6 protein-coding genes are annotated in these 6415 nt (G+C 60.1%); 3 read left to right on the forward strand and 3 right to left on the reverse strand.

Translation table 11 applies throughout. The features are described from left to right. The first annotated feature begins 610 nt into the window (after positions 1-610). The gene (locus ACFFJC_RS21270; protein ID WP_285139452.1) at positions 611-1762 is read left to right on the forward strand and encodes a replication initiation protein; all 1152 of its coding nucleotides are present in this window, start codon (positions 611-613) and stop codon (positions 1760-1762) included. A 51-nt stretch (positions 1763-1813) separates the two neighbouring features. On the opposite strand, the gene ACFFJC_RS21275 is transcribed toward ACFFJC_RS21270, so the two are convergent. Continuing rightward, entirely contained in the window at positions 1814-2992 is a 1179-nt protein-coding gene (locus ACFFJC_RS21275) for a winged helix-turn-helix domain-containing protein (protein ID WP_379489242.1), read from the reverse strand. Between the two features lie 20 nt (positions 2993-3012). Beyond that, positions 3013-3249, reverse strand: coding sequence for a hypothetical protein (locus tag ACFFJC_RS21280; RefSeq protein ID WP_313737388.1), 237 nt, complete (start codon positions 3247-3249; stop codon positions 3013-3015). A gap of 29 nt (positions 3250-3278) precedes the next feature. On the opposite strand from ACFFJC_RS21280, the gene ACFFJC_RS21285 reads away from it, so the two are divergent. Continuing rightward, positions 3279-4481 (forward strand): AAA family ATPase, encoded by a 1203-nt coding sequence (locus ACFFJC_RS21285; protein ID WP_175311094.1) that lies wholly within the window; start codon positions 3279-3281, stop codon positions 4479-4481. Between the two features lie 46 nt (positions 4482-4527). After that, complete coding sequence (locus tag ACFFJC_RS21290; protein WP_175311095.1) at positions 4528-5571, forward strand: ParB/RepB/Spo0J family partition protein; 1044 nt, start codon at positions 4528-4530, stop codon at positions 5569-5571. Here ACFFJC_RS21290 and ACFFJC_RS21295 read toward each other — a convergent pair. Continuing rightward, positions 5565-6415 (reverse strand): hypothetical protein (locus tag ACFFJC_RS21295; protein WP_379489243.1); only part of this gene is annotated, 851 nt, incomplete at its 5' end. The genes ACFFJC_RS21290 and ACFFJC_RS21295 overlap by 7 nt on opposite strands.

Below are 6415 nucleotides of genomic sequence, written 5' to 3' on the forward strand. Positions count from 1 at the left end.
AATGGAAACCCCGGGTCACTTCTCAGTGGCAATCAACAAACGGGATCTGGGTGTGCGATAGCTGCTGCCGCTGGCCATCGGGCACTACCGAATCACTTCCTTCCTAAAACCCCATCTATAAAAACGCCCGGCGCGCAGCGTCGGGGTGATTCTAAGATTCTAATGATTCTATGATTCAGGGCCGCTATCTGTTTGAAACTATAGACGGAATCAGCGTCTTACCTGACCTCGTGGGGGCTTTTGCCTGACTTCACGGGGGATATAACCTGTCTTGGCGGGGGCTCTATCCTGACGTCTTGGGGATCATCCTGTCTTCTTGGGGGGCAGTCAGAATCGTGTCCATATTATGCGTTTCTAGGCGCTTTTTGGCTGCTGTTCCACACGATCCGGCGGACAATCGCGACTCGGCGGAATCACAGGCCCAATGTCTGATTCGTACGGCAAAACTATCCTGACCTCTTGGGGGCCTCCAGACGGGTATAACCTGACCTGACTTGACGAATGAGGTCAGGACAGGCAGTTTCCAAGGCAGTGTGAGGTGAATCCCATGGGAGTGCCAGCGGAAAGCGTAGACGATGAAGGCGGCGAAGAGACTTCGGCCGCCCGTTCGATGCGCGTGGCTGCTGCGCTCGCTCGCAAAGGCGGTGACGAGTTCGCCAAACCCGGACGCCTCGTCGAGGTCCGCTTCGTCAAAGGGCAATCGCTCAGTCTGACCGCTTCCCGCCTCCTCGCCCTCATGATCCTGACCGCGGGCGGAGATGCCTGGCAAGACACGACGCATCGTATGCGAAAGTCGGACATCCGTCGCGGTCACAAGGGCAACGAACGCATTGTTGATATGCTTGAAGAGCTGCACAGAACGCTCTTCGCAGAGGATGACAAATCATGGCGCGGAAAGCGCGCCACGAAGCGTTTCAACCTCATTCAGGCGTCTTGGGAAGAGGTCGAGGATAACGACAAGGAAACGGGCTGGATCGAGTGGCAGTTCACGCCTGACGCCCGTCGGCTTATCCAGGAATCCGAAACTTATGCGGTGATGAACCGCCAGGCCGTGCTGGGGTTCAGGTCAGCCTACGCCCTGAAGCTGTACGAAGAGGGCGCCCTTCGTCTCCACCGACGGCAACCCGTTTGGAAAGTCGATATGGTGGGCTTGCGCGCGGCGCTGGGTATCGACCCCGACAAATATGCCGACTTTGCTCAGCTACGGCGCAAAGTTCTGACGGTCGCCAAGGCAGAGATTGACCAGCTCGCCCACTTCACCGTCGAATGGCAAGAGATCCGGCGAGGCCGTGCCGTGATCGAGATCGAGTTCCGGTTCGTCTCGAAGGATGCGCCGGCCCAAATAGCAACGGTCGACGAACTCGAGCGTCATTCTAAGGGACGGAAAGCCAGGCGCGACGATACCGTCGAAAAGGTTGTGGCAAGCGATAGTCCCCTTCCCCACAGTCCGACCGTCGACGGCGCGGACGTGGCGAATGTCCTGAAGAAGGTAACTGCTGCGCTGGTAAGCTCGGATGCGGCGTCCTCGAGCGGTACAGAATTGTGGGCACGGTTCCCCCGAGGCCGGCTGCACTTCGGGGCTACCGAGGAGGCGGCTCGTGAGATTGGAGTGCGCTACGGCGGTGGCTGGGACGTCGACATGATCGCCGAGGCCTATCGCGACAATATGGGCGCTCGATTGAACACCCTGTCCGGTACGAAACTCGAAAAGTCCTGGAAGGGCTGGTGCGAAGCCTTTTTCAATCGGCGAGGCCGGCCATAACAGCACAAATTGCAGCCCTGCAATTTGTGCCACACAGCATCGGTCAGGCGGTCACACGCCCCTCACTGCATCGCCGAATATCACACGGTCTAAACCCAGACACCGCTCCATTGATCGGAGCGCCTCATCCAGCTCCTCGCCGGCATGAGCAGGCGCATCGCTCTCGAACGTCTTTTGTTGAACGAGTAGCGCCTTCGCTTTCCGGTCCGCCTTCAGATCGACCCGTGCGACGATCTGCTCATCAAGCAGGAACGGCAGGACATAATATCCATAGGTGCGCAGCGGCGCAGGGACGTATATCTCGATCCGATAGCGTATGCCAAAGAGGCGTTCCGCGCGGTCGCGTTCCCAGATCAATGGATCGAACGGCGCTAGCAGGGCGGCATGGCGTGCTCGGCGAGGACGCCTCGCCTCTCGGTGCAACCATGTTGGCTGGTCCCACCCATCAATTTTCACGGGCTGAAGGACGCCCTCCTCCTCAAGCTGCGTGATAGCTGGCTGGGCCTCTGCTGGAGAAAGCCGGAAATAGTCACGCATATCCTTTGCCGTTGCTACGCCAAGGGCGCGCGCGCTGTGCTCTATGAGTTGGCGTCTGGCTGCCGCAGGTTCCGGAGTGGGGAGAGCGAGGATCGTCTGGGGCAACACGCGCTCGGTGAGATCATACACTCGCTCGAAACTCGCACGTCGTGTCGCAGTGGTGATGTGGCCGGACCAGAAAAGCCACTCCAGCGCCACCTTGCTGTCACCCCACTCCCACCAGCCTGCGCGTCGCTTCCCACTTTCAATATCGGATGCAGCGAGTGGTCCCTCGTTGCGGATGCGTTCCAGGATCGAGAGCGCGTCCGCCCGCCGATCGCGAGCGAATATGCGCAGACCTTTCCATCCAGTCTCGCCGGCGTCTGCCATTGCCTGTCGCCATCGCAGCAACGGCTGGAGGGGTAGGGGGATCAAGGACGCTTCGTGCGCCCAATATTCGAACAGCCGCCGCGATCGGAGAGGCCCCCAGGCGTCGGCCTCCAGCAACTTCGGATCAAAAACACCAAGGCGCGAATAGGCCGGAAGATAGTGTGCTCGCGTCAGCACGTTGACGCTGTCGATCTGATGGAGACCAAGCCGAGCGATAGTACGTCGCAAATGGTGAGCCCTGACAACAGAAGGCATGGCCTCACCAAAACCTTGGGCGGCAAGGGCGATGCGTCGGGCAAGCGCGGGGGTGAGGCTCTCTTTCATTACGACACATATCAACGCGGTCACTTGCGACCCGCAAGGATGAACGTCACGCTACCATCGATCCTGTGCCCCCACCGAGTCAGGTTGCGGGCGGAAAGCGCGTCTGGCACAAATTGCAGGGCTGCAATTCCTGCAATGAAGGCGTCGAACAGCCCCCAAGAGGACAGGATAGGAGTACGGGCTGGCAATCCGACGGTCTCCATGGTCCAACTGTCAAATTTCGGGCGGATATTGACCAAAAAGTGAAAATCGAACATGGATGCCCCAGACTTTAACAGGAGCAGCTATGGCGTCCGCAATTGATGAAGTGCGGATGGGGGAAACACTCGATGTTGCGTCGCTCGCTGCTCGGTCTTCCTCTGTCCTTGAAAAGCTGCGCAACTCGGCTCGAAGTGCGCGCGCCGACGAGCGGCGAGAACCGACGTTTCAGATCGGAAAGGCCGCCGATCTGGTGGGGCGGACGACCGGAGCGATTCGCGAGGCCGAGAGCGATGGCCGTCTTGTGCCACCTCCGCGGACAGAGAGCGGTCGGCGCATGGGATACACGCTTGCTCAGTTGAACGACATGCGTGGCGCCTTCGGAACGCGGCCATGGCGCGATCCAAGCGACCCCTGTTCCGTCATCGCGGTCCAGAACTTCAAGGGTGGTGTCGGCAAGTCGACCGTCTCGGTCCACATGGCGCAATATCTGGCGATCCGCGGCTATCGTGTCCTCCTGATTGATTGCGACAGCCAGGCGTCGGCAACGACCCTCTTCGGCTATGTGCCTGATCTCGATTTGAACGAAAACGACACGCTCTATCCGTATTTGCGAGAGGGCGAACGCAAGTCGCTCGATTATGCGATCCGTAAGACCCATTTCGATGGGCTCGACCTGATCCCGGCCAACCTGCGTCTCTTCCAGTCGGAATATGAACTCGCGGCGCGCATGGCGCGGGGGCAGGGGGCTCTGCTCGATCGAATGGCGCAGGGTATCGCCTCGGTGCAAGATCTCTACGACGTCGTGATCCTCGATCCGCCGCCAGCCTTGGGAGCAATCTCCCTATCGGTTCTCAGGGCAGCCAACGCTCTGGTGGTGCCGGTTCCGCCAACCGTGATGGACTTCTCTTCGACGGCAGCGTTTCTCGCCATGCTCGACGAGACCATTCAGGAACTCTCGACGCACGATCTCGCGCCGCAGCTATCCTTCCTGCGCTTCGTGGCATCGAAGGTGGACGAGGGCAAATCGATGCAGAAGGGCCTGCTCGACCTGATGCGGCAGGTTTACGGAACCGCCATGGTGCGCTCGCCGCTCAAGGATTCTGCCGAGATCGATAACGCTACCGCCCGTCTGATGACCGTTTACGAACTGGACGGACCGATGACGAGCAAGACGGTGCGTGATCGCTGCCTGACCTATCTCGATGGCGTGAATGCCGAGATCGAGCTTGATATTCGTAAGACCTGGCCCAGCCATCTGAGCCGTTTGCGCAAGGATGGGTATGCGTGATGGACAAGAATTGCAGCCCTGCAATTTCGGCAAATAGGGGGGCAAAATGAGTTCGAAGAACAAGAGTTTTCTAGGTGATCTGGCGTCCTCTGTGGAGCCTAGCGCCGAAGGCCAGGAGCGTGGTCCGCGTTTGGGAGTAGGGGTCCTTGGTGGCCGCAACAACCGCTTGGCCGAACTTGCTTCCGGTGCGGTGGTGAATAATCCGCAGGAACTCGTCGATCCGGCGCGCTGCCGGATTTGGGAGCGACATAATCGGGACTATGGCGCACTAAGCCGTGAGCGGTGTGACGATCTGATCGAGAGTATCCTCGCGCAGGGCAAGCAGGAGGTCCCCGCGATCGTTCGGCGCATTCATGATGAGCCGGACTATGATTTCGAGATCATCTGCGGGGCTCGCCGCCATTGGTCGGTGTCGTGGTTAAGGGCGAACAATCACCCCGAAGTGCGCTACCTCGTGGAAGTGCGCGATCTGACGGATGAGCAGGCATTTCGCATTTCCGATCTGGAGAACCGGGCACGCGAGGATCTGAGCGATCTGGAGCGAGCACGGGACTATCTCAAGGCACTCGACCTCTATTATGGCGGCAGCCAGAAAGAGATGGCGAGGCGGCTGAACCAGTCCGAGGCGTGGGTCAGCCGATATCTTGATCTCGCCAGATTGCCTGAAGCGGTCGTCGCGGCTTTCCCGGATCCTTTCGAACTGAAGATCTCGCATATAGGCAGTCTGAAGCCTGTGCTGAAATCCGACGATGATCGCTCGCGCGTGCTCGCTGAGGCGCGTCGTCTGTTCGAAGAACGCGCGGCAGGTAGCGAAGGGTTGCCCGCCAACGCTCCTGAGACGATCCGCGCCCTGATCGCGGTTGTGGGCCCGGCCGCCGCGCGCAAGAAAGAACCCAAGCCGGCAAAAGCCCCCAAGAGGACAGGATCGGATTCCGTGGTCGTGCATAGCCCTGGCGGCACGGCTCTGCTTCGCGTCGATGGAAAGGACAGGCGTGGCGTGACGCTGACGCTCTTCCACAAGGGCGGCGGTAGTCGTGCGGAGGCCGAGGCCGCATTGCGCGACCTTCTCGATAATCACTGGCCTCAATAAGGGTGGCCGCGCATCTCTCTCGCTTGGCTGGCAAGCTTCGCCGCTCCTTGTGGCGATATCTTCAGAAGCCGTGCGATCGCAGGGATGCGGATGCCCGGATAGGCTGCCTCTAGTCGCATGAGGGCAGGGAGCTTACTGCGCCGGGTGACGCCGAGCTCCTTGGGAAGATTGGCATCGAGCCTTTCAACGGCATCAAGTTCTTTCAGGCCAGCCAGCGCGGCGTCTCCAAGGCGCTTTTCGAGGTCACCGGCAAGATCGCGTGCAGTGAGGCCGAGGAGCTTTGGAAGGCACACGAAAGAGGGAATGATCTGGGAGGTAAATCCTGCGGCGAGGAGCGCTGCTGGAAGGTGGCAGGCTAACAGCCAGATCGTGCCAAAGGTTCGGGGATCGACGATAAGCTGGCGCCCGTCCAGCGTCGCTAGGGAGCGACCGCCGACTGGTGCGATCTCGAGTTCTGCGTGGACCTCCAATAGGCGCTCTGCAACTGCCAGAAGGGTAGGGGCTGGATATGGTTCGGCCAACCTTCTCTTGGCCGCTCGAAACGCCGATCCAAAGAGCACGAGGTCGTCGCGGCCCCAGATCCGTGCCTCCTCTCGATCGTCGAGCAGCAGGCGCAGCGCGTTGAGCGTCGCCTTGGCCACGGCATCGCCTTCTGCTTCCTGTGCGAGCAGCACGAAGTGCGCGAGTGCTGCGACAGACATAGGGTCATTCAGGCCCTCGCTATGGCGAGGAGGAGGGCTCCGGCCTGTAACCCAGGCAAGTAAGTCGCTCGTATCGACCGGCAGACCCGCGAGCGCGGCAACTGTTGTCGCCGGCCAAAGAAGGCTGCAAGCAGCATAAATTA

The sequence above is a fragment of the Novosphingobium soli genome, from assembly GCF_042432915.1.
Taxonomy (GTDB): domain Bacteria; phylum Pseudomonadota; class Alphaproteobacteria; order Sphingomonadales; family Sphingomonadaceae; genus Novosphingobium; species Novosphingobium soli.